This window comes from Streptomyces sp. CNZ287, from assembly GCF_007827615.1.
Window position 1 is genome coordinate 55238 of the sequence record NZ_VISV01000022.1, and the last position, 19883, is coordinate 75120.

A 19883-nucleotide genomic window follows, 5' to 3' on the forward strand; every position below is an offset into this window, starting at 1 on the left:
CTCAGTGATGGTGCCCGTGCTGGTGACCCTTGCCGTGGCCGTGGCCGTGGCCGTGGCCCGTGCCGTGGCCGTGGCCCGTGCCGTGGCCGTGGCCCGTGCCGTGGCCCGTGCCGTGGTGGTGGCCGTGGCCCCGGCGGCGCCAGCTGAGCGCGTCCGGGTCGCGCGGCGCCCGGTCGACCACCAGGGCGCCGGCGGTCAGCATCAGCCCCGCCACGGAGGCGGCGTTCTCCAGCGCGGTACGGGGCACGCGGACCGGGTCGAGGACGCCGGCCGCCGGCAGATCGCCGTACGTGCCGGTGTCCGCGTTCCAGCCGTGGCCCGGCGGGAGCGCGGCCGTCTCGGCGACGACCCGGACGCCGTCGGCGCCGGCGTTGTCGGCGAGCTGCCGCAGCGGAGCGGTGAGGGCGGCCCGTACGGCCAGGGCCCCCGCCCGCTCGTCGGCGACAGGGCGCGCGCGGCGGTCCCGCCGGGCGGGGTTCGCGCGGGCTCCGTACGCGCCGGGCTCCCCGGCCCCGTACCGTCCAGCAGCGCGTCCACCGCCTCCCGCGCTCCCGCCAGCCCCGTGCCGCCGCCCGGCGTGACGCCCTCCGCGAGCGCCGCCCGTACCGCCGCCACCGCCCCCGCGACCCGCTCCCGGCGGTCACCGCGCGCAGCCCGGCCTCGAACAGCGCCCGGGTGAGCACGATGGTCGTCGTCGTGCCGTCGCCCGCGGCGCGGCGGGTGCGGGTGGCGGCCCGGCGGACGAGGGAGGCGCCGAGGTTCGCGTACGGGTCGGAGAGCCGGACGGCGTCGGCGACGGTGGCGCCGTCGCGGGTGGCCACGGGACCGGAAGCGGCGCCGGCCCCGCCGCCGGCTCCCGCGCCCCCGGCCCCGCGGCCGGACCCGGAGCCGGCGCCCTCGGCACCGGCCCGGGATCCGGAACCGGAAGCGGAAGCGCCGGCCCCGGAGCGGCCGCTACGGGAGCCGGCCGACCCCCGGCCCCGCGCCGCCCAGCACCACCAGCCGCCCCCGCGGCCCCAGCGTGACCCGGGCCGCGTCCGCCACCGCGGCGACGCCGCGGCGCAGCGCGGCCCGCGCCTCGTCCTCGAAGAGCAGTCCGCTCACTGCTCGTCGTCGTCCCCGCGACCGAACCGGCCCCGCTCCATGATGAGCGCGGCCTGCATCATCGCCCGCGCGTAGCCGGTGTCGTACAGCTCCATGCCGTGGCCGCCGCCGCCCACGTCCTTGTACTGGTTGCTCTGGTCGGAACCGTTCTCCCGGTCGAAGTCGTTCGCGCGCGGGTGCTCGGCGAGGATGCCGCGCGGGTAGCCGGCGCGCACGAGCTGGCGCATGAAGCCGAACATGTCGGTCTCGCCGTTGTCCGGGAACACCTCGGCGTACTTCACCTGCGGCTCGTCCACGCGCACGTTGCGGTAGTGGATGTGGTTGACCCGGTCCTTCCGGCTCATCCAGCGGAGGAAGTCGACGGAGTCGAAGCCGACCTCCGCGGTCACGCCCGCGTGCACGGTCATGCCGTTCGACGGGCTGTCGACGGTCTCGACCATCCGCTTCCAGTCCGCGACCGAGCCCATGATCTGCGGGTTGCCCCGGCTGATCGCGGCGGGCGGGTCGTTGGGGTGCACGGCCATGCGCACGCCCGCCTCCTCGGCGACGGGCATGACCTCCCGCAGGAAGTGCTCGTAGTGCTCCCAGAGTTCGTCGCGGGTGAACGCGGGCACGCCGTCGGGGCGCGGGAGGTCGCGGACCCTGACGCCGTCCACCTCGTGGTCGAGGTCGAAGGCGGTGTAGCCGGCGCCGATGCGGTCGGTCCCGTCGATCTCCTCGTAGTAGCCCTCCTTCAACCGGTGGACGTACCAGTTGTATTCGACGACGCCGATGCCCGCCTCGCCCGCGGCCCGCAGCGAGGTCTTCATGTCCTCGATGGCCTGGTCCCGGCCGTCCTCGCCGCGTACCACCGCGTCCGGGGCGCTGATGAGGTACCACAATCACCCACACGAGGACCGTACGGGACATGTGTTCGTCCTACCCGGCTCCGTCAGGCAGCCACAGGACACAGGAGCCCGTACGCACCCGACCAGGGTGGTGCGTACGGGCTCCCGGCTTCGCGCGGGGCGCGCGCTCACCGCGCCGCCGGGGTCTCGTCCTCCGGCGGCACGATGCGCTTGATCCAGTACTCCCGCGCCAGCGCGTCCACGCCCGCGGGCGCCACGCCGCGCAGATGCACGACGTTGCCGTCCGTACCGGCGATCCGGCCGTGCTTCTGCATCCGCAGGATGTGGTACCGCTCCGGCGGGAAGCCCAGCTCGACGTCGGCGGCGAAGCGGCCGCGCAGGTCGCGCTCGTCGCCGACCGCCGGGTCGACCTTGCCGCCCGCCTGGACGGTGAGCCAGACCTGGTACGCGACGATGAGCAGCACCAGGATGAGCAGCCGGCGGATCGTGGGGCTGCGGACCGCCCTAAACGCCAGCGACTGCCGTTCCGTCGGCATCGGTCGCACCTCCCGCGTCGTCCGTCGCGCCGCCGGCCGCCGCGCCCTCGTCGTCGACGAGCAGCTCGTTGACCCGGTTCGCGATCTCCCGGAACTCCGGCATCTCCAGCGCCGTCCGCCACTCCCGCGGCCGCGGCAGGTCGACGGTGACGATCTCCCGCACCCGGCTCGGCCGCTTGGACAGCACCACGATCCGGTCGGAGAGGAACACCGCCTCGTCCACGTCGTGGGTGACGAAGAAGACCGTCGGGTGCCGCTTCTCGAAGATGCGGGTCAGGTCCTCCTGCAGCTTGCGCCGCGTCTGGGCGTCGATGCTGGCGAACGGCTCGTCCATCAGCATCACGGCGGGCTCGTTGGCCAGCACGCGGGCCACGCCGAGGCGCTGCTGCATGCCGCCGGACAGCTCGTGCGGGTACGTGTGCTCGAAGCCGCCGAGCCCGACCAGCTCCAGGAACTCCTTCCCCCTGGCGTCCCGTTCGGCGCGCGGGACGCCCTTCATCCGCAGCCCGAAGACCACGTTGCCCAGCACCGTCTTCCAGGGGAAGAGCGCGTGGCTCTGGAACACCACGCCGCGGTCGGGCCCCGGCCCGCCGACCTCCTGGCCGTCGACGACGACCGAGCCCTCCGTGAGGTTCACGAAGCCGGCGACGATGTTCAGCACGGTCGTCTTCCCGCAGCCGCTCGGGCCGAGCACGGAGACGAACTCGCCCTCGTCCACGCTGAACGAGACGTCGCCGATGGCGGTGACCTCCTCGCCGCTGTACGAGTCGACGTAGTTCTTCTGCAGTCCAGTGATCTCCAGCGCCGTCATCCGTCGGCCTCCAAACTCCGTACCATGCCCCACCGTTCGACGGTGGCGCGCTCGAACGGCGCCAGGACCATGGCGTCGAGCGCGTACCACAGGATTCCCAGCACTGCCATGCCCAGGAACACCTGGCTGATGTCGCCCACCCGGCGGGCGTCGAACATCATGAAGCCGACGCCGCTGGTGCCGACGATGATCTCGGCGGCGACCAGGGCGCGCCAGCCGTAGCCGAGCCCGGTGCGGACGCCGCCCGCCACGGACGGCAGCGCGCCCGGGAGGATGACCTCGAAGAACACCCGCGTCCTGCTCGCGCCGAGGCTGCGCGCCGCGCGCAGCAGTTCGCGCGGCACCTGCTCCACACCCGCGACGACGCTCAGCATCAGCGGGAAGACGATCGTGTAGACGATCACGAAGGTGACCGCGGTGAGGCTGAAGCCGAACCAGACGATCACGATCGGCAGCCAGGCGATGTCGGCGACCGCCTGGAAGAAGAGCAGGATCGGCCAGAAGAACCGGCGGACCTTGGCGAACATCGCCACCACGAAGCCCATCGGCAGCCCGATGGCCAGGCCGAAGCCGACGCCGTACGCCAGCCTGGTCAGCGAGTCCGTCAGGTAGCCGGGCAGGATGCCCTTCTCCATCAGGTCGCCGAACTCCTCCACCACCCGCGGCGGGCCGACGAAGAACGCCTCGTCGAAGACGCCCATCTCCGCGACCAGCCACCACAGCGAGATGACCGGCACGAACGGGCCGAGGGTGCGGAACGCGGCGCGGCGGGTGAGCCAGAGCCAGATCTTCCGGGCGCGTACCACCCCCGGGCTCGCGCCGCTCTTGCGCGGCGTACGCCCGGCGGGCGCGCGCCGTACGGGCTTAGCCGTGTCCGACGCCATCAGCCCCTCCCTTGGGTCATGCCCCAGCGCTCCACCGTGCGCTTCTCCAGCGGGGCCAGCATCAGCCGGTCCATCAGCAGCCAGAGCACGCCGATGATGACCATCGAGGCGATGATCACGTCGGTCTGGAAGTACTTCTGCGCCTGGAACAGGGCGTAGCCGAGGCCCGCGTTGCTCGCGATGATCTCGGCGGCGACCAGCCCGCGCCAGCCGTAGCCGAGGCCGACCCGCAGGCCGGTGACCACGCTCGGCAGCGCGCCGGGCAGGAGCACTTCCCAGAACATCCGCAGCCGGCCGGTGCCCATGCTGCGCGCGGCGCGCAGCAGTTGGGCCGGGATCTGCCGGACGCCGAGCATCGCGTTGTACGTGATCGCGAAGAACATCGCGTTCCACACGATGAAGATCACTGCCTTGTCGCCGTAGCCGAACCACAGCGTGGCGACGGGGATCCAGGCGATGCCCGCGAGCGCCACGGAGAACCGCAGCAGCGGGGAGAAGAACGCCGACAGCGCGGCGCTGGAGCCCAGCGCGATGCCGAAGGGCAGGGCGGTGAGGATGGCGATCGCGGCTCCGATGCCCATGCGCCGCAGGCTCGCGCCGAGGTGGTCGGAGAGCTCGCCGCTGGACCACATGTCGCCCAGCGCCGAGAGCACGTCGCCGACCTGGGGGAAGACCCGCAGCGGCGGATCGGTGACCGCGACGGCCACGAGCCACACCACGACGACCAGCGCGAGCGGGGTGAGGAACCAGAGCGCGGAGATCGCGCGCGCGGCCGGGGTGTGGGACCCGCCCTGCTTCCGCTTGCGCCGCTGCCCCGGCGGCCGGCCGCCCGGCCGCGGCCGCCCCGCGCCGGGGGCGGCCGCGACCGTGGCCTGTTTCTCGGTACGGGGCGTGGTCACGACGGGCAGGCCGCGGCGGCCGTGTCGCGGTCGAAGGTGTACCCGCCCTCGATCGCCGCCGCGTCCGGGACGGGCGGCAGGTCGGCGAAGAGGTCGGGGTTGTCCTTCATGACCTTGAGGATCGGCTCGGGCTGGAAGTACTTGTTGACGTCGAAGCCCTTCTCGACGTTGCCCTGCTCGGCCAGCAGCCCCGCGAGCGTGTCGAGCGCGAGGTAGTTGCAGGCGGAGAAGCGGCCGTCGAGCTGCTTGACGTTGTGCTTCATCGCCTCCTGCGCGACGGCCTTCTCGGTGCCCGGCAGCCAGCGCGTCGCCGAGTCGGCGGCGTCGTCGGGGTTCTCGCGCATCCACTGGTCGGTCTGCGCGCGGGCGGTGAGGAACTGCTCGATGACCGCGGGGTTCTTCTCGGCGTAGTCGCGCGTGGTGACCAGGTAGCCGATGAACGGGATGTAGCCGCCGCCGCGCAGCACTTCCTGCGCGCCGCCGACCTGCCCGGTCATGGTGATCGGCCACGGGTCCCAGACGATGCCCGCGTCGATGCCTCCGGTCTCCAGCGCGACCGCCATGTCCGGCGGCTCGGTGTTGACGATCTCGATGTCGCCGGCCTTCAGCCCCGCGTCGTCCAGCAGGCCGAGCAGATAGAGGTGGTTGATGGAGCCCTCGGAGACGCCGATGCGCTTGCCGCGCAGCGTCGAGAGGTCCTTGCCGTCGATGCCGGAGTCGCCGCCCGCCACCACGGCCATCGTCTCGTCGATGCTGAGCTGCGAGGACGATCCGGTGTAGTTGCCGACGAGCACCAGGTCGATGCCCTGCTGGGCGGCGGCGATGGCCGGGGTGCCGACCTGGACCACGTCGACCTCGCCGGCCTGCAGCGCGTTCAGCGCGTCGACGCCGGTCGGGTAGGGCTCCTTCAGCTTCACGTTGAGGTTCTGCTCGTCGAAGTAGCCCGCCTCAACGCCGGCCGGCAGGCCGATCTGGTCGATGGCGGAGACGTACCCGGCGGACAGCTTGGTCGGCTCGGTGCCGCCCGCGCCACCGTCGACGTCGTCGTCCACGGTCGAGTCGCTGCCGCAGGCGGCCAGCAGCAGGGCTCCCGAACAAGCCGCCGCCACTGCTATGTGACGTGTTGCGCGAAACATGAGTCTCTCCTGATCCGTACGGCTACGGGGCTGGTGTGGGAGCGCCGGGGAGCAGCGCGTCCACCGCGGTCGAGCGCGGAATCGGCAGGACCGCTCCCGGTCCGGTGGTGGTGAGCGCGGCGGCGACGGCCGCGTAGCGGGCCGCCTCCAGCGGTACGGCGCCCTCCAGGAGCCGGGCCGCGAACGCGCCGTCGAAGGTGTCGCCGGCCCCCGAGGGGTCGACGGCCCGCACCGGGTGGGGCGGAATGCGGGTCACGGTGCCCTCGTGGGCCAGCAGGGCGCCCTGGTCGCCCATCTTGAGCACGACGATGCCGGGGCCGCGGCGCACGAAGGCGCCGAGGACCTCCTCGGGCTCGTGCAGGCCGGTGAGCAGCCTGCCCTCCTCCAGGTTCGGCAGTGCCACATCGCACAGCTCGACGCTGCGCATGACCACCGCGCGGGCCCGTTCGACGGGCCAGAGCGCGGGGCGGTAGTTGGGGTCGTAGCCGATCAGCGTGCCGCTGCCGCGGGCCATTTCCATGGCGTGGAAGGCCGCGTCGCAGGCGGACGGGCTGATGGCCTGGGTGATCCCGGTGACGTGCAGCATGCGCGCCCGCGCGATCGCCTCGGCCGGCACGTCGGCCGGGGTGAGCCGGCTGGCCGGCGAGTCCGCGCGGTAGTACGTGAATCTGCTGGCCGCGGGCGTACGGGAGATGAAGTAGATCCCGGTACGCCCGCCCGCCTCCCGGACGACGTGCTCGGTGCCGACACCCTCGCGCTGCCAGAGCCGCAGCAGGGCGTCGCCGAAGTCGTCGTCGCCGATGCGGGTGACGTAGCCGGTGCGCGCACCGGAGCGCTGCGCGGCCACCGCGAAGTTCGACGAGTCGCCGCCGTAGCCGACGGCGAAGTCGTCGCCCGGACCGACGGGCTCACGGCCCTCGGCGCGAGCGTTGAACTCCAGCAGGGGCTCGCCGATCGCGAGGATGTCGATGTCCATGTCCGCCGCCGTCAGATCCGCTGGTACTTCTCGAGGCCGCCGCGCAGCGAGCCCGACTCGCGGATGAGCCGGGTCTGCTCGCGCTCGCGCTCCTCGATGTCCGTGGCCAGCGCCAGCACCTCGGCGGCCAGTTCCAGCGGCACGCACACGACGCCGTCGCTGTCGGCGACTATCAGGTCGCCGGGGCGGACGGACACGCCGCCGACCTCGACGGGCTCGTTGAGCGAGACGGTCCGGTAGCGGCCGACGGTGGTGGCCGGGACGGCGCCGCGGGCGTAGATGGGGAGTTCGGGGTAGTCGCGGCGGATCTCCTCCACGTCCCGTACCCCGGCGTCGAGCACGGCGCCCGCGATCCGGTTGGTGACGGCGCCCGCGGCCATCAGGCCGCCCCACACCGCGACGTCGGCGCCGCCCGCGGCGATGCAGATGACGCTGCCCGGCGCCGACTCGTCGATGGCACGCAGCGCGTGCGTGGGGGGCTCCGACACGTGGGAGGGCACCTCCTGCACCGTCACCGCGGGGCCCACCAACTTGCCCGGCAGCACCGCTTTGATGCTTCCGGTGAGGTAGCCCCGTACGCCCTTCTGCTCCACGGCGTCGGCCACCGACGCGGTGGCTATGCCGTGGAAGGCCGCGATGGTCTCCGGCGGGATGGTCGTCGTCATCTCGTGTTGGCTCCGATCTCGTACGTGCGTGCTTGATCGCGGCGGCGGGCTCAGCGCGACAGCCAGCCGCCGTCGACGGCCAGGACGTGGCCGTGGACGTAGTCGGCGGCGGGCGAGGCGAGGAACACCACGGGTCCGGCGATGTCGGCGGGGCGGCCCCACCGTCCCGCGGGGATGCGGGCGAGGATCTCGCTGCTGCGGACGCCGTCGGCGCGCAGCTCCGAGGTCACGGCGGTGTCGATGTAGCCGGGGGCCACGGCGTTGACGTTGACGCCGCGTCCTGCCCACTCGTTGGCCAGCGCGCGGGTGAGCCCGACGAGGGCGTGCTTGCTCGACGTATACGACGGGACGTACATCCCGCCCTGGAAGCTGAGCACCGACGCGATGTTGATGATCTTGCCGTAACCGCGCTCCAGCATGCCCGCGCCGATGGCCCGGGTGAGCTCGAATGCGGCGTGCAGGTTCAACTCCACAACGTCGTACCAGTCGGCGTCCCCGAATTCCACGGCCGGGGCTCTGCGAATGAGTCCCGAATTGTTGACCAGAATGTCCAGGTCGAATCTCTCGACGAGTTGGCTGATCTCACCTCTGCGGGCCAGGGCATCGGTGAGGTCGACGTGCACGCGAGTGACGGAAACTCCCCATTCAGCAGCCTCTTCGGCCACCGGGTCGAGATTGTCGCGCTCCGACAGCAATACCAAGTCGGCGCCGACGGCCGCGAGTCCGAGCGCAACTGCACGCCCGATTCCGCTGCCCGCTCCCGTTATGAGCGCACGACGGCCGTGCAGATCCCCGGTCCGGGAATCAGACTCCTCCGCCAACGCCCCTCTCCCTTCATTCGGTCCCAGCCGTGCATGGTTCCGGCTACGGAAACATTAGAAGCGGACTGCCAGGGCGTTAAGACTGAATTGCGAATGACAGTATTCGCAAAGCTGATGTGCCGGGCCGCACCGGTCGGATACGTACGCACGCCCGGTCACGCCACGGCGGGCACCGCGTGGGTGCCGGCCGGGATCCGGGCCCGGACGATGGCGCGCAGCAGCGTACGGGCCGAGGGCGTGAGCGGGCGCGAGGAGTCCCAGCAGACGGCCACGCGGCGCTCCGGGGCGCCCTTCAGCCGCCGTACGCGGACGCCGTCGACCTCGGCGACCTGGGCGGCCAGCGAGTTGGTCACGCCGACGCCGATGCCCTGGCGGACCATGGAGACCAGCGTCTGCGGCTGGTTGGTGGCCTGCACGGGCTCGATCTCGTGACCGTTGTCGCGGAAGGTCCGGTACGTCTCGAAGTCGGGCGTCTCCGGGGCGTCGAGCCGGCCGATCGAGACGATCGGGTGCTCGGCGACGGCGTCGACGGACAGCGGGTCCGGCACCTCGGACAGCGGGTGCTCGCTGGGGTGGATGGCGACCAGCGACTCGCCCCACAGCAGCCGGCTGCGCACCGAGGCAGAGGACGGTGGGGGCGACATGGGGCGCAGGTACACGTCGACGGCGCCGGAGGTGAGGGCGTCGTCCAGCTCCAGCGTCGACCGCTCCACCAGCACCACCCGCACCTCGGGGCTCGTGCGTGCCAGCCCCTGCAGCAGGGCGGGCACGAACGCGGCGCTCGCGCTCGGGTACGAACCGAGCGTCACCACGCCGCGGGCGCCGCTGCGCCACGGGGCCATCGCGGCCTCCGCGGACTCCAGCGCGCGCAGAATCTCGTGGGCGTGGTCGGCGAGGACGACTCCGGCCTCGGTCAGCTCCACCGGGCGCTTGCGGCGGTCGAAGAGGGGCAGGCCGATCTCGCGCTCCAGTGCGGCGACGTGCATGCTGACGCGGGGCTGCGACCGCTTGGTGGACTCGGCCGCGGCGACGAAGCTCCCCGTTTCGATGACCGCGAGGAAGGAGACGAACCATTCCAGCCTGACATCCGGGTTCAACATCTTGCCCTCACCCCGCACCGAAGCAGCGCGTTTTTTCCGCCCAACCAGCCCGATCAGCACAACGGCACCAGTGTCAACAGCTGTCCCTCAGGCTAAGTTGCGTAGTTGCGGGGGGCAACAGTCGTGCACGGCGTATCGCTCGTGACAGCCATATCCGCCCGGCGAATGCCGCCATTCGAAAGTCGGCCCTTGACCAGCATTCGGACAACTGGCTTCGTGGGGGGATGGCCAATGAAGTAGCCCCCGCCGTCATCGCGGCGACCACGTCGCTGCCGCCCGAACTCGCCGTCGCCGCCGTCCCCGAGGACGAGCGCGTGTGGGTGCCGCAGGCGCCCGATGTGTGGTTCCGGCCGCTGCTCTTCAATACGGTGACGGGCCAGTGGTGCAACCTGTTGAAGGTCACCGCCGCCGGCATCGTCTCCCGGCACCGGCACCCGGGCGCGGTCTTCGGGTACGTGATCAAGGGCAAGTGGCACTACTACGAGCACCCGTGGGTGGCCGAGCAGGGCCACTTCGTCTACGAGCCGCCGGGCGAGATCCACACGCTGGCGGTGCCGGAGGACTGCGCGGAGATGATCACGTTCTTCAACATCAGCGGCGCGATGATCTACCTGGACGAGGAGAACCGGAACACGGGCTACGAGGACGTGTTCACCAAGATCGACATGGCCCGCGCCCACTACGCGGCCAACGGCCTGGGCGCGGACTACGTGGACCAGTTCATCCGCTGACGCCCTGCGGGCAGCGCGGCGGACGAGCGCGAGCGGGCAGGCGGCGGACGCGGATACGCCGCGGACGCGGGTGCCGCGTACGCCGCCGGCACGAGCACCGCCGAGCAGCATGCGCGGCAGACGCGGACACGGCCGTAGGGGCACGTACGCCGCGGAGACGAGCACCCCGTAGCCGGCACGCACAGCCGCGGCCGCGTACCCCCGCGCCGCCTGCCCCGCGGGGTCCCCTACCGGCGAACGCCCCTGCCCGGCAGCGGTCCCGCCTACCGGCAGGCGACGCTGCCCGACCGGAACGATCGGCGACCCGCCCCACGCGCACACGGCCGACCGCAGCCCGTACCTGCGTACCCGGGGGTCGTCATACGCCGGCGCCGCGATCGGCCCGGCCCTCCGCGGCAGCGGCCCCACGGCGGCACAGCGGCACAGCGGCACAGCGGCACAGCGGCACGGCCCGACGGCGGTGCCCCCCGCAGGGGTTCAGCGGCGGCGGTCCTCGCGGTCTTCTTCGGCGCGCGGGCCCAGGAGTTCGTCCGCCAGGGTGGGGAGGTCGTCCAGCGGGGTCTCCTCCGCCCAGTCCGGACGGGGCCGGCGGCGGTCCTGCTCCTCCGGCTCCGGGACCTGGGGCACCTGGAGCGTCTCCTCCGCGTCCGGGTCCGGCACCTGCGGCAGGACGCGGGTCTCCTCCGCGTCGCGGACGTCGTCCGTGCGCGTCCGCGGCAGCCGGGACGTCTCCTGCACGTCCGGGTCACCGGTCACCGGCAGCGGCTGCGTGGTGTCGTTCGCCGAGGCGCCCCCCGCGGCCGAAGCCGCGGCCTCCGCCGCCAGCCGCTCCTGCTCCGCGCGCAGCAGCGCCTCCTCCGCCTTGCGCTGCTTCTCCTTGCGGCGCTCCTCCGCCTCGCGGCGCAGCCGCGCCTCCTCCTCGGCCTGCCGCCGGATCCGCTCTTCCTCGGCCTTCCGCGCGGCCTCCTCGGCCTCCCGGCGCCTGCGCTCCTCCTCCGCCTGGCGGCGGGCCTCCTCGGCGCGCTGCCGGGCCAACTCGGCCTCGCGCTCGGCCTCCAGCCGCTTGGCCTCCTCGATCTCGCGCCGCTTGCGCTCCTCTTCCTCCCGGCGCAGCCGCTCCAACTGTTCCTGCCGCTCCCGCTCCAGCCGCTCTTCCTCGGCGCGGCGCGCGGCCTCCTCGGCCTCCCGGCGCCTGCGCTCCTCCTCGGCCTTGCGGCGGGCCTCCTCCCGGGCGCGCACCTCCTGCTCCGACAGCGGCAGGATCTGGTCCAGGCGGTGCCGTACGGCGGTGGTGACGACCCCCGGGTCCTGCCCGGCGTCGACCACCAGATAGCGCCCCGGGTCCGCGGCGGCCAGCGCCAGGAACCCCGCGCGCACCCGCTCGTGGAACTCCGGCGGCTCCGACTCCAGCCGGTCCGGCGCCTCGGTGAACCGCTCCCGCGCCGCCTCCGGCGCGATGTCCAGCAGCACCGTCAGATGCGGCACGAGCCCGCCGGTGGCCCAGCGGTTGATCCGGGCCACCTCGGTCGGCGACAGCTCGCGCCCGCCGCCCTGGTACGCGACGGAGGAGTCGATGTACCGGTCGGTGATGACCACCGCGCCGCGCCCCAGCGCGGGCCGGACGAGGCCGTCCACGTGCTCCGCGCGGTCCGCCGCGTACAGCAGGGCCTCCGCGCGGTGCGAGATCCCGGCGGTGGAGACGTCCAGCAGGATGGAGCGCAGCCGCTGCCCGATGGACGTGGCACCCGGCTCGCGGGTGACGACGACCTCGTGCCCCTTGTCCCTGATCCACTGCGCCAGCGCCTCGACCTGCGTGGACTTCCCGGCCCCGTCACCGCCTTCGACGGCGATGAAGAACCCGCTCTCCGCCAGCCCTTCCTCCGGGTCCGCGCCGCGCAGCGCCTCGCGCAGGTCGACGCGGAGCGGCACCCCCTGCCGGTCGTCGGTGCGCACCAGCACCAGCACCGCCACCGGCAGCAGCAGCGCCCCTGCCAGCATGTACGTGAACGCCGCGCCGCCGTGCGCGAAGACCAGGTCGCCCGCCTCCAGGCGGTGCCGGCCGATGGCGGCGGCCAGCAGCGGCGCGCCGATCAGCGCGAGCGCGACGGCGACCCGCGAGACGGCGTGCAGGTGGTCGACGAGCCGGGGCCTGCGGGCCTCCTCGGTCTCCTGCTCCAGCAGCACGTGCCCGGTGGCGGCGGCGACGCCCGCGGCCGTCCCGGCCAGCAGCGCGCACAGCACCCCTGTCGCCGCGTCGGCCACCAGGCCGACGAGCAGCAGGCTGAGCCCGGCGACGCCGACGGCCAGCGCCAGCAGCCGGCGCCGCGACAGCCCCGGCAGCACCCGCGGCGCCGTCCGCACCCCGAGCACGGGACCGGCGGTGGCGGCGAGCGCCAGCAGCGCGTACGCGATGGTGCCGTTGATGTCGTACGCCTCCTGCGCCTGCAGGACGGCGAGCGCCACCGACGCGGCGAGCGCCGCGGCCGCCGCCGCGCAGGCGGCGACGAGCAGCGGCACCGCGCCCGTACGCCCCCGCTCGGGACCGCCGTCCGCGGCGCGGGGGCGGCGCAGCCCCTCCAGCGGGGAGCGCGCCCGCGCCCCGCCGTCGGGCAGCTCCATGAAGAACAGCACCGAGACCGACGCCGCGAAGAGCCCGGCGGCGAGATACGAGCCGAGCGCGCCCGGGTGCCCGTCGAACCAGTCGAACCCGGAGCCCAGCAGCCGGCCGATCCACGCCGTCACCAGCAGCGCGGCGGCACCGAGCGGCAGCGCCCCGTACCCCGTGCGCAGCGACAGCCGGCGCAGCGCGGCGCCGTGGTCGGGCAGCGGCCTTATCGCCGCGCCCTCGGGCGGCGGCGCGGGCAGCAGCGCGGGGGCGACGCTGTCCTTGGCGACGACCCACACCCGCTCCGCCGCGCCGGCGACGAAGACGGTGACCAGGATCCAGGTGAGCGCCGAGTCCTGGGTCCAGTCGATCCACAGCGGGGCGACGATGAGCAGCCCCACGCGCACCACGTCCGCGCCGACCATCGTCCAGCGCCGGTCCAGCTTCCCCGACCCGGACAGCAGCGACCCGACCGGGCCGAGCAGCACGGCGCCGAAGACGACCGTCGACAGCAGCCGGACGGCGAAGACCACGCTGACCGTGACCGCCGCGCCGCGATAGCCCCCGCCGAACGAATCGGCCGCGAGCCCCGCCTGGAGCGCGAGCAGCACGAGGACGAGCATCGCCAGCGCGTCCGCGGTGGCACTCGTGAGATGGGCGCCCCACAACCGCCTCAGTGACGGCACGCGCAGCAGCGCCCGCACGGCGCGCTCGCGCGAGTCCGCGACAAGGCTCTCGGTGGGGTCCGGCGCTGTCGTCGGCTGGTCGGCTCGCATGCGGCCAGCCTAGCGGGACGGGCCGGACCGGCGAGCTCCGCACGAACACTTGCCCGGTTCTGTGGATTACCGGCCGGTTGTGGACAATCCGCGGCCTCCGCCCCCGCCGGGCGCTACCGCTCCTCGTCCGGCACGGCCGCCTTCGCCGACACCGTCTTCTTCGCCGTCGCCTTCTTCGCCGCCGCCGTCTTCGTCCCGGTCGCCTTCTTCGTCGCGGTCTTCGTCGCCGTCTTCTTCGCGGCGGTCTTCTTGGCCGCCGCCTTCTTGGCCGGCGCCTTCTTCGCGGGAGCCTTCTTCGCCGCCTTCTTGGCGGTCTTCTTCGCCGGGCCCTTCGCCCGCTTCTCCGCCAGCAGCTCGAACCCGCGCTCCGGCGTGATCGACTCCGGCTCGTCCCCGCGCCGCAGCGTCGCGTTCGTCTCGCCGTCCGTCACGTACGGACCGAAGCGCCCGTCCTTGACCACCACCGGCCTCCCGCTCGCCGGGTCCTCGCCCAGCTCCTTCAGCGGCGGCTTCGCCGCGGCCCGCCCGCGCTGCTTGGGCTGGGCGTAGAGCGCGAGCGCCTCCTCCAGCGTGACCGTGAAGAGCTGCTCCTCGCTCTGCAGCGAACGCGAGTCGGTGCCCTTCTTCAGGTACGGGCCGAACCGTCCGTTCTGCGCGGTGATCTCCGTGCTGCTCTCCGGGTCGGTGCCCACGACCCGCGGCAGCGACAGCAGCTTCAGCGCGTCCGCCAGCGTCACCGTGTCCAGCGACATCGACTGGAACAGCGAGGCCGTCCGCGGCTTCACCGCGTTCTTGCCGGACTGCGGCGTGCCCTCGGGCAGCACCTCGGTCACGTACGGCCCGTAGCGCCCGTCCTTGGCGACGATCTCGCGCCCGCTCTCCGGGTCGGTGCCCAGCTCGTACGCCCCGCTGGGCTTGTCGAGCAGTTCCTCGGCCAGCTCCACGGTCAGCTCGTCCGGCGGCAGTTCGTCCGGCACGTCCGCGCGCCGGTGCTCCTCGGTGTCCCGCTCGCCGCGCTCGACGTACGGTCCGTAGCGCCCGACGCGCAGCACGATCCCCTCGCCCACGGGGAACGTGGAGACCTCCCGGGCGTCGATCGCGCCCAGGTCCGTGACCAGCTCCTTCAGCCCGGCGAGGTGGTCGGCGCCGGCCCGCTCCCCGGCGGGGGTGGCGACGTCGTCCGTACCGAAGTAGAAGCGCCGCAGCCACGGCACCGCCTCGGCCTCGCCGCGCGCGATGCGGTCGAGGTCGTCCTCCATCCTGGCGGTGAAGTCGTAGTCGATGTAGCGGCCGAAGTGCTTCTCCATCAGCCCGACGACCGCGAAGGAGAGGAAGGACGGCACCAGGGCCGTGCCCTTCTTGAAGACGTAGCCGCGGTCGAGGATCGTGCCGATGATCGAGGCGTACGTGGACGGGCGGCCGATCTCCCGCTCCTCCAGCTCCTTGACCAGCGTCGCCTCGGTGTAGCGGGCGGGCGGCTTGGTGGCGTGCCCGTCCGCGGTGATCTCCTCGGCGCTCAGCCGGTCGCCCTCGGCGAGCTGCGGCAGCGGCCGGTCGCGGTTGTCGAGGTCGGCGGAGGGGTCGTCGGAGCCCTCGACGTACGCCTTCATGAAGCCGTGGAACGTGATGACCCGGCCGGACGCGGAGAACTCGGCGTCCCGCCCGTCGGCCGCCGTGCCGCCCAGCTTCACCGTCACGGACTGCCCGGCGGCGTCCTTCATCTGCGACGCGACCGTACGCATCCAGATCAGCTCGTACAGCCGGAACTCCGTGCCGGACAGCCCCGTGTCCGCCGGCGTGCGGAAGCGGTCGCCGGAGGGCCGGATCGCCTCGTGCGCCTCCTGCGCGTTCTTCACCTTGCCGGCGTAGTTCCGCGGCCGGTCCGGCAGGTAGTCGCGCCCGTACAACTGTGTGACCTGCGCCCGCGCGGCGGCGACGGCGGTCTCCGACAGCGTCGTGGAGTCGGTGCGCATATAGGTGATGAAGCCGTTCTCGTACAGCCGCTGGGCCACCTGCATGGTGGCCTTGGCGCCGAGCCCCAGCTTGCGCGACGCCTCCTGCTGGAGCGTGGTCGTACGGAACGGGGCCGAGGGCGAGCGGCGGTACGGCTTGGCCTCGACGCTGCGTACGGCGAACGCCGTGTCCTGGAGGGCGGCGGCCAGCGCGCGGGCGCTCTCCTCGCTCAGGTGCAGCACGTCGGCGGAGGAACCGCTCTTGAGCTGCCCGTCTTCACCGAAGTCGCGGCCCTGGGCGATCCGGCGGCCGTCGACCGCGGAGAGCTTGGCGCCGAAGCTGCGGGGGTCGGTGGCGTCGCCGGCACGGCCGGTGGCAAAGACGCCGGCCAGATCCCAGTACTCGGCGGAGCGGAAGGCGATGCGCTCGCGCTCCCGCTCGACGACGAGGCGGGTGGCGACGGACTGGACCCGGCCGGCGGACAGCCGGGGCATGACCTTCTTCCACAGCACCGGCGAGACCTCGTACCCGTACAGCCGGTCGAGAATGCGGCGGGTCTCCTGGGCGTCGACCAGTTTCTGGTTGAGCTGGCGCGGATTGGCGACCGCCTGGCGGATCGCGTCCTTGGTGATCTCGTGGAAGACCATCCGGTGCACCGGGACCTTGGGCTTCAGCACCTCCAGCAGGTGCCAGGCGATGGCCTCGCCCTCGCGGTCCTCATCCGTCGCGAGATACAGCTCGTCCGACTCCGCCAGCAGTTTCTTCAACTTGCTGACCTGTTGCTTTTTATCGCTGTTCACCACATACAGCGGCTCGAAGTCATGATCGACGTTCACCCCGAGCCGGGCCCAGGACTCCCCCTTGTATTTCGCCGGCACCTCGGCGGCTCCGTTCGGGAGATCGCGGATGTGCCCGACGCTCGACTCGACCTCGTAGCCGGGGCCCAGATAGCCCTTGATCGTCTTCGCCTTGGCAGGCGACTCCACGATGACGAGTCGGCGGGTCTTGCTGGTGGCGGACAACTTCGGCTCTCTCTTCTCCGGTCGGAAGCTGGCAGCGATCTGGTGGGGGGGATTCGCGGCGATCTTGCCGGTGGTCGTTATCGGTGGGCCTTGTGGGACCTCTTGTGGACGGCCGTGCGGGTCGTACGTCGCTGTGCTGGGCGTTGCTGCGGAGTGTGACGGTACAACCCGCCCCCGTGTCAAGCGGCCAAAACCCGGGGCGCCACTCGAACGGTAACCCGACAAGCCGCCTAGCTCCCGCACAGGGCACATACCGGTCGTGGTGCCCTGTATCGCACAGCCCCTTGACAGCAGCCGGTACTACGGATGGGAGTATGGGCGTCCGACCGCGCCGCGAGGCCCGTTCGGAGCCCACCACTTCAGACATCCGACCGGGGGGACGTACCAGTGTCCGATCCGTATCAGAATCCTTATGGCCAGCAGCCCGGACAGCCGGGCCAACCCGGGCAGCCGGGCCAGCAGCCCCAGCCGGGATACGGCTATCCGCAGTACGGCCAGCAGGACCCGAACCAGAACCCGTACGCGCAGCCCGGCCAGCAGCCGGGGTACGGCTACCCGGGTGGTCAGCCGGGCGGTCTCCCGCAGGCCCCGGCCGCGGCGGCGGGCTACGACCCGAACGCACCGTACGGCTACGACCCGCACGGTCGCCCGTACTCGGACAAGTCCAAGATCGTCGCGGGTGTGCTGCAGCTCTTCATCGGCACGCTGGGCATCGGCCGCTTCTACACCGGGCACACCGGCATGGCCATCGCCCAGCTCCTCACCTGCGGCGGCGTGGGCATCTGGGCCCTCATCGACGGCATCATGATCCTCGTCAGCGACGACAAGACCGATGCCAAGGGCCGCGTCCTCCGCTCCTGACGCCGTCGGCCCTCCGGCGCCCACCGGGCACCCGGACCCGCCGCCTCCCGTTTCCCCGCGACCGGAGACGGCGGGTATCGCGCGCCCGCGGCCGGCGGAGGGCGTACGGCGCAGGGGTGCGGCGCGCGTACGGCGCCTGCTGCGCCGGCCGGCCACCGCACCGCTCGTACTGGCGGCGGCGGGGGCCGCGGGTGCGGCGTACCTCTACGGCACGAATCCCCACGAGCCGGGGCACTGGCTACCCCGCTGCCCGTTCAACTGGGCCACCGGCCTGGAGTGTCCCGCCTGCGGCGCTACCCGCATGGCGTACGACCTCCTCCACGGCGACCTCGGCTCCGCCTTCCACAGCAACGCCCTGATGCTGCTGCTCGGCCTCCCGTTCGCGGCGGTGCTCTACGGCCGCTGGCTGTACGAGGGCCTGCGCGGGCGCCGCTGGCGGCCGTCCTTCGGGCGCCTCGGCACGGCGGCGGTGCTGGGCGTGGCGGTGGTGTGGGCCGTGGTACGGAACGTGGCGTGACCCCTCCCGGCGTGGGGCCGGGCCTGCGGACACTCAGCCTGCCGGGGCCAGGAACCCCTGCTCCACCAGCAGCCTGATCATCTCCGGCGTGCGCTCCCGCAGCGCCGCCGGGTCCGCCGCCAGCACCTGCGCGATGGCGTCCAGGATGACCCCCGCGGACAGCGTCCCGTCGCACGCCCCGGCGAAGCCCGCGGAGACCGTGTCCACCCGCGTCGCCCGCCGCATCCCCAGCTCCCGGCGGAACACCACGTGCTCCGGGTCCTCCTCACCCGGCCGGCCCACCTGCTCCTGCACCACGTCGTCCGCGAGCCGGAACACCATCGCGAGCAGCGCCGCGTCGTCCGTACGGCGCAGGAAGTCCTGCCGCGCGAAGTGCTCCACCACGGCCGCGCCGAGCGGCTGTTCGACGGCGTGCGGCCAGTCCTCGACGGTGACCGCGGGGTCCGCGGCGTCCGTACGGCGCAGGGTGATCCAGCCGAAGCCGACCGCCCGGGTGCGGCTGGCGGCGAAGGCGTCGAGCCAGTCGTCGTAGCGGGCGGCGTAGGCCGCGGGGTCGGCGTGGTCGCCCGCGTCGCGCAGCCACAGCTCCGCGTACTGCGTGACGTCCTGCACCTCCCGCTGCACGATCCACGCGTCGCAGCCGGGCGGCACCCAGCCCGCGACGCGCTCGCGCCAGTCCTCGTCCTCGACGTGCTGCCAGTTGGCGAGGAGCTGGCAGTAGCCGCCCTCGGCGAGGTGTTCCGCGGCCCCGGCGACCAGCGTGCGGCACAGCTCGTCGCCCGCCATGCCGCCGTCGCGGTACGTGAGCCGGGCGGCGGGCGAGATGACGAACGGCGGGTTGGAGACGATCAGGTCGTACCGCTCGCCGGCCACCGGCTCGAAGAGCGACCCGGCCCGCAGGTCCGCGGCGGGCGCGCCGGAGAGGGCGAGCGTGAGCCGGGCGCAGTCGAGGGCGCGGGGGTTGACGTCGGTGGCCGTGACGGCGCCGGCGCGGGCGCCGGCGTGCAGCGCCTGGATCCCCGAGCCGGTGCCGACGTCGAGCACGCGCCCGCCGTCGAGCGGCACGGTGAGCCCGGCGAGCGTCGTGGAGGCACCGCCGACGCCGAGGACGAGGTCCGCGCGGGACGAACCGGGTGCCCCGGTTCCGTACGCTCCGGCCCGCCGTGCCCCGGCCGCACCCCCCACCGCGCAGCCCAGATCCGAGACGATCCACCAGTCCTGCCCCTCGGGGCCGCTGTACGGCCGGACGTCGACCACGGCCCGTACCGCCTCGCCGTCCTCCCGCACCCAGCCGTCGGTGAGGCATGCGGCCAGCGGCAGCACCGCCTCGGCGTGCTCCCGGGGGACGGCGTGCTGGAGGAGGAAGAGCCGGGTCAGGGTGGCGAGCGCCGGCGGCGTCCGGCCGGGAGGCCACCGGGTCGCCCGCTCGGCGGGGACGGTCTCGCTGCGGGCGAGGGCCGCGTACGCGGGGGCGCCCAGGAGGTCCAGCAGGCCGTCGGCGGTGAAGCCCGCCGCGAGCAGCGCCGCGCGCAGCTCGGCGGCGCTGTCGGGGAAGGGGACGTCCGGGAGGGGAGGGCCGGGGAGGGAAAGATCGTCGGTCGCGCTCACGGGCACCATTGTGCTGCCGCCGCGGCCGCG

At 73.2% G+C, this 19883-nt stretch carries 18 protein-coding genes and 1 pseudogene; 3 read left to right on the forward strand and 16 right to left on the reverse strand.

Annotated features, from left to right (window positions below; all coding sequences use genetic code 11):
* Position 1 precedes the first annotated feature (1 nt).
* From FB457_RS36555 to FB457_RS30280, 13 genes and pseudogenes are all read right to left on the reverse strand, one after another.
* Positions 2-421, reverse strand: coding sequence for a TCP-1/cpn60 chaperonin family protein (locus FB457_RS36555; RefSeq protein ID WP_486589194.1), 420 nt, complete (start codon positions 419-421; stop codon positions 2-4).
* 271 nt (positions 422-692) lie between these two features.
* Positions 693-821: pseudogene (locus tag FB457_RS36560) on the reverse strand (hypothetical protein); the annotation flags it as partial.
* A gap of 133 nt (positions 822-954) precedes the next feature.
* The gene (locus tag FB457_RS36565; RefSeq protein ID WP_347615408.1) at positions 955-1104 is read right to left on the reverse strand and encodes a hypothetical protein; all 150 of its coding nucleotides are present in this window, start codon (positions 1102-1104) and stop codon (positions 955-957) included.
* On the reverse strand, positions 1101-1985 hold the full coding sequence (locus FB457_RS30235) for an apurinic/apyrimidinic endonuclease family protein (RefSeq protein ID WP_486589187.1): 885 nt from the start codon (positions 1983-1985) through the stop codon (positions 1101-1103). The genes FB457_RS36565 and FB457_RS30235 overlap by 4 nt, the downstream gene beginning before the upstream one ends.
* A 134-nt stretch (positions 1986-2119) precedes the next feature.
* Positions 2120-2488 (reverse strand): hypothetical protein, encoded by a 369-nt coding sequence (locus FB457_RS30240; RefSeq protein WP_145783907.1) that lies wholly within the window; start codon positions 2486-2488, stop codon positions 2120-2122.
* Complete coding sequence (locus FB457_RS30245) at positions 2457-3299, reverse strand: ABC transporter ATP-binding protein (protein ID WP_145783909.1); 843 nt, start codon at positions 3297-3299, stop codon at positions 2457-2459. The genes FB457_RS30240 and FB457_RS30245 overlap by 32 nt, the downstream gene beginning before the upstream one ends.
* Positions 3296-4183 carry an ABC transporter permease gene (locus tag FB457_RS30250; RefSeq protein ID WP_347615404.1) on the reverse strand — a complete coding sequence of 296 codons (888 nt, stop codon included), beginning with the start codon at positions 4181-4183 and terminating at the stop codon, positions 3296-3298. The genes FB457_RS30245 and FB457_RS30250 overlap by 4 nt, the downstream gene beginning before the upstream one ends.
* A complete protein-coding gene (locus FB457_RS30255) occupies positions 4183-5082 on the reverse strand; it encodes an ABC transporter permease (RefSeq protein ID WP_145783911.1) in 900 nt (299 codons plus the stop codon). The genes FB457_RS30250 and FB457_RS30255 overlap by 1 nt, the downstream gene beginning before the upstream one ends.
* Positions 5079-6218, reverse strand: a complete 1140-nt coding sequence (locus FB457_RS30260; RefSeq protein ID WP_486589188.1) for an ABC transporter substrate-binding protein — start codon at positions 6216-6218, stop codon at positions 5079-5081. Before FB457_RS30260 ends, FB457_RS30255 begins: the two co-directional genes overlap by 4 nt.
* Before the next feature lie 22 nt (positions 6219-6240).
* Positions 6241-7194 (reverse strand): sugar kinase, encoded by a 954-nt coding sequence (locus FB457_RS30265; protein WP_145783913.1) that lies wholly within the window; start codon positions 7192-7194, stop codon positions 6241-6243.
* An 11-nt stretch (positions 7195-7205) separates the two neighbouring features.
* On the reverse strand, positions 7206-7859 hold the full coding sequence (locus tag FB457_RS30270) for an RraA family protein (RefSeq protein ID WP_145783915.1): 654 nt from the start codon (positions 7857-7859) through the stop codon (positions 7206-7208).
* A gap of 50 nt (positions 7860-7909) precedes the next feature.
* Positions 7910-8680 (reverse strand): SDR family oxidoreductase, encoded by a 771-nt coding sequence (locus FB457_RS30275; RefSeq protein WP_145783917.1) that lies wholly within the window; start codon positions 8678-8680, stop codon positions 7910-7912.
* A 155-nt stretch (positions 8681-8835) separates the two neighbouring features.
* A complete protein-coding gene (locus FB457_RS30280) occupies positions 8836-9780 on the reverse strand; it encodes a LysR substrate-binding domain-containing protein (protein ID WP_145783919.1) in 945 nt (314 codons plus the stop codon).
* A gap of 224 nt (positions 9781-10004) precedes the next feature.
* Between FB457_RS30280 and FB457_RS30285 the strand changes: the two genes are divergently transcribed.
* Entirely contained in the window at positions 10005-10511 is a 507-nt protein-coding gene (locus FB457_RS30285; RefSeq protein ID WP_047016522.1) for a 2,4'-dihydroxyacetophenone dioxygenase family protein, read from the forward strand.
* 477 nt (positions 10512-10988) lie between these two features.
* Here FB457_RS30285 and tmk read toward each other — a convergent pair whose 3' ends face one another.
* Together tmk and topA are read right to left on the reverse strand one after the other, a co-directional pair.
* On the reverse strand, positions 10989-13892 hold the full coding sequence (gene tmk, locus FB457_RS30290; RefSeq protein WP_347615400.1) for a dTMP kinase: 2904 nt from the start codon (positions 13890-13892) through the stop codon (positions 10989-10991).
* Between the two features lie 113 nt (positions 13893-14005).
* Positions 14006-16867, reverse strand: a complete 2862-nt coding sequence (topA, locus tag FB457_RS30295; protein WP_145783921.1) for a type I DNA topoisomerase — start codon at positions 16865-16867, stop codon at positions 14006-14008.
* A 387-nt stretch (positions 16868-17254) separates the two neighbouring features.
* On the opposite strand from topA, the gene FB457_RS30300 reads away from it, so the two are divergent.
* Both FB457_RS30300 and FB457_RS30305 read left to right on the forward strand, forming a co-directional pair.
* Positions 17255-17728: a TM2 domain-containing protein gene (locus FB457_RS30300; protein ID WP_047016524.1), complete on the forward strand. Its 474-nt coding sequence runs from the start codon at positions 17255-17257 to the stop codon at positions 17726-17728.
* 136 nt (positions 17729-17864) lie between these two features.
* Positions 17865-18245 (forward strand): DUF2752 domain-containing protein, encoded by a 381-nt coding sequence (locus FB457_RS30305; RefSeq protein ID WP_486589195.1) that lies wholly within the window; start codon positions 17865-17867, stop codon positions 18243-18245.
* Between the two features lie 33 nt (positions 18246-18278).
* Here the strand turns inward: FB457_RS30305 and FB457_RS30310 are convergent, their stop codons facing one another.
* Entirely contained in the window at positions 18279-19862 is a 1584-nt protein-coding gene (locus FB457_RS30310) for a DUF7059 domain-containing protein (protein WP_145783924.1), read from the reverse strand.
* Positions 19863-19883 lie beyond the last annotated feature (21 nt).

Bases quoted from the DNA above. Each gene is read 5' to 3' on its own strand.
- FB457_RS30240 (WP_145783907.1), bottom strand. From the start codon at position 2,488: ATGCCGACGGAACGGCAGTCGCTGGCGTTTAGGGCGGTCCGCAGCCCC.
- FB457_RS30245 (WP_145783909.1), bottom strand. From the start codon at position 3,299: ATGACGGCGCTGGAGATCACTGGACTGCAGAAGAACTACGTCGACTCG.
- FB457_RS30250 (WP_347615404.1), bottom strand. From the start codon at position 4,183: ATGGCGTCGGACACGGCTAAGCCCGTACGGCGCGCGCCCGCCGGGCGT.
- FB457_RS30260 (WP_486589188.1), bottom strand. From the start codon at position 6,218: ATGTTTCGCGCAACACGTCACATAGCAGTGGCGGCGGCTTGTTCGGGA.
- FB457_RS30265 (WP_145783913.1), bottom strand. From the start codon at position 7,194: ATGGACATCGACATCCTCGCGATCGGCGAGCCCCTGCTGGAGTTCAAC.
- FB457_RS30270 (WP_145783915.1), bottom strand. From the start codon at position 7,859: ATGACGACGACCATCCCGCCGGAGACCATCGCGGCCTTCCACGGCATA.
- FB457_RS30280 (WP_145783919.1), bottom strand. From the start codon at position 9,780: ATGTTGAACCCGGATGTCAGGCTGGAATGGTTCGTCTCCTTCCTCGCG.
- FB457_RS30285 (WP_047016522.1), top strand. From the start codon at position 10,005: ATGGCCAATGAAGTAGCCCCCGCCGTCATCGCGGCGACCACGTCGCTG.
- tmk (WP_347615400.1), bottom strand. From the start codon at position 13,892: ATGCGAGCCGACCAGCCGACGACAGCGCCGGACCCCACCGAGAGCCTT.
- FB457_RS30310 (WP_145783924.1), bottom strand. From the start codon at position 19,862: ATGGTGCCCGTGAGCGCGACCGACGATCTTTCCCTCCCCGGCCCTCCC.